Annotated in this window: 3 protein-coding genes; 1 reads left to right on the plus strand and 2 read right to left on the minus strand. The window is 49.5% G+C overall.

The genetic code is table 11. The features are described from left to right. The first annotated feature begins 226 nt into the window (after nt 1–226). Complete coding sequence (locus F6K38_RS39345) at nt 227–382, plus strand: hypothetical protein (RefSeq protein ID WP_154659654.1); 156 nt, start codon at nt 227–229, stop codon at nt 380–382. Between the two features lie 13 nt (nt 383–395). Here F6K38_RS39345 and F6K38_RS39350 read toward each other — a convergent pair whose 3' ends face one another. Then, nucleotides 396–1,478: an amidohydrolase family protein gene (locus F6K38_RS39350; protein WP_008178614.1), complete on the minus strand. Its 1,083-nt coding sequence runs from the start codon at nt 1,476–1,478 to the stop codon at nt 396–398. A gap of 45 nt (nt 1,479–1,523) precedes the next feature. Further along, nucleotides 1,524–2,470, minus strand: a 947-nt coding sequence (locus F6K38_RS39355) for a thioesterase domain-containing protein (RefSeq protein ID WP_287360336.1), incomplete at its 5' end; no start/stop codon positions are given.

Raw genomic sequence — 2,470 nt, forward strand, 5'->3', positions numbered from 1 at the left:
CACAAGATATCTCTCCAGAAGAGCATGAGCTATGCTGGTCTGCTAAACTCCCTTGTGCATTTGAACTAGAAGATAATATTCAACTTCGCGATCCAAACCGTGGTATTAGAGGTGGTTTTATAAAAGTGAAAAGTGAAAAGGGAACAGGGAACAGGGAGTAGGGAACAGGGAATAGGGAGTAGGGAATAGGGAATAGGGAAAAAATCCGGCGTTGCTGAATAATATAATGATTTTAAGAGTAGGTGCGCGCCTCCAAGGGCGATTTACTCACCCTTGGGTCGCACCTGTAGAATGGGCATCTTGCCTGGAACTGGCATTTTGCCAGTTTCATGCTTATTTTCGAGCGGGCAGGATGCCCACTCTACTCCTATCCATTACTTGATTCAGCAACGCCGCTATGTTAGCCCGTAGTAATTCAAGGGATTGTCATGGAGAATTTTGTGAATTGTCTCCTCAGGGAGACGCTCTTTCAGTGCCAGTGCCTCATCGACACTTTCGATAAAGTTCGGATGATCCATGTGAGGGAAATCAGACCCAAACAATAATTTATCTGCTCCGATGTACTGGATTAACTCGGGTATATAGGGTTCTGATGTTTCGACACCAATGAAGCACTGACGGTGGAAATATTCAGAGGGCTTCATCTTGACATTATCCTTGACTTCATAGACGAGATTTTCATATTTCTCATCCATTCGCCATAGCCAGTAGGGCAGCCAACCACACCCAGCTTCAAACAAACCTACCCTCAATTGAGGATGACGCTCTAAAACCCCTCCCTCAATCATGGCCAATAGCCCCATCATCATCTCCAGGGGATGGGAGCAGGTATGAAGCGCAAAACGAGAATGAAACCGATCCGCCCCGGCGGTAGGGAGGCGGCTATGGGTTCCTTCATGAATCGTGACGGCGATGTTGAGACGTTCGCACTCACTCCAAAACGGTTCGTAGGCTGGATCACTTAACAGTTTTCCCTTGACTGGATTGGGACGGATAAAGACCGCTCGCCAACCAAACTCTGCAATTCGCTGCAACTCTGGTACCATGTCTTCGGGGTCATGTTGGCTAATGGCACCCACCCCCCTTAACTTTTGGGGGTCATGACTGCAAAAGTCCTGTAGCCAATTATTATAGGCTCGGACCAGAGCGTCAGCCAGTTTCGAGTCCATGGTGTCAATCGCCCACATAAACAACCCGATTGTTGGGTACAAAAAGGTCACGTCAGACCCCATTTTTTCCATTAGCTCAACGCGGGCTTGGGGATTATAGCCCCCTTTATAGCGATCGGGGTTCTCTTCAAATAAACGCCGACCTTCTGCCACTACGACATCTGGCGTCTTGTACATGATGGATTTTCCCTCAAATTGATTGTCTTTAGGTGCTAAGTCTTTAAACTGAGGGTCTAAGTATTTTTCCCAGAGATCGTCGGGCTCTAAGACGTGGCTGTCGGCATCAATAATGTCAAAGTTTTTCAGCATGAGATATCGTTACCCTTTTTTAATTCATGTACAAACAAAAGATTGTCATTTAGATGAAGTCTCAACATCGGTATTGAGCCCTTTTTCAATATCGGCTTTGATGGTCTCAGCCACAATGACGACTGTGGGCTGATATACCATATATTCGTGATAACCAGGAATGGTATGGACCTCCACCTTTGAGGGCGAGATCGCTTGCCAACCCAATGTAGGATCTGTTGTCACTTCCGTTGAGGATACTGCCACTGAACCAGCTTCAGCGTGCAGCAGTGTGATCACATCTGGATAGTCAGGGGGAGAGTAACTGCGCATGGCCTTGTGATTGAGCTTCATCAACTGGAGAAGACGCTCAATCTGAGCTGCCCCCAAATCTGGTGGTACTAGGTTCGCCTGGTGAGCTTGCTCCCAAATCAAGGCAGATTGTTGCTCCGAGGGCAAATCTCGGAGTACTTCCCAATCGAGGGAGAGAGGTCCGCCAAAGAGCTCAAGCAGCACTTCCACATCTTCTGATAAGACTTGCTCATCAGGCATGTGGGCCGGTGCATAGGTATCCAACAGGCCCAGAAATGCAACCTGCTCACCTTGGGAGAGCAAATCGTGGGCCATCTGCAAGGCAACCATCCCACCAAAAGACCAACCCATGAGTAGGTAAGGACCTTGGGGTTGGACTTCGCGGATGGCAGCGAGGTAGACGTTGGCCATCTCTTCCACCGTTGTCAGTGGAGCTTGTCCTTCCTGTTGCCCCAGGGATTGCAATCCATAGAAGGGCTGGTTTGCACCGAGCAGTTGGGACAGCTCCAGGTAGCAAAAGACCGTCCCACCAGCAGGGTGGACACAGAAGATGGGCGGTTGGTTGCCCTGAGTCTGAATGGGAACCAGGGGAGATAGGGTGGGCACCCCCTGCTCCTGCTGCAAGATCACGGCCAGTTGCTCAATGGTTGGGGCCTGAAATAGAGTCGCCAAGGGCAGCGAGCGCCCAAAGTCCTGCTCGA

It is taken from the genome of Moorena sp. SIO3B2 (assembly GCF_010692525.1).
GTDB classification, from domain to species: Bacteria; Cyanobacteriota; Cyanobacteriia; order Cyanobacteriales; family Coleofasciculaceae; genus Moorena; species Moorena producens.

Bases quoted from the DNA above. Each gene is read 5' to 3' on its own strand.
- F6K38_RS39345 (WP_154659654.1), top strand. From the start codon at position 227: ATGATTTTAAGAGTAGGTGCGCGCCTCCAAGGGCGATTTACTCACCCT.
- F6K38_RS39350 (WP_008178614.1), bottom strand. From the start codon at position 1,478: ATGCTGAAAAACTTTGACATTATTGATGCCGACAGCCACGTCTTAGAG.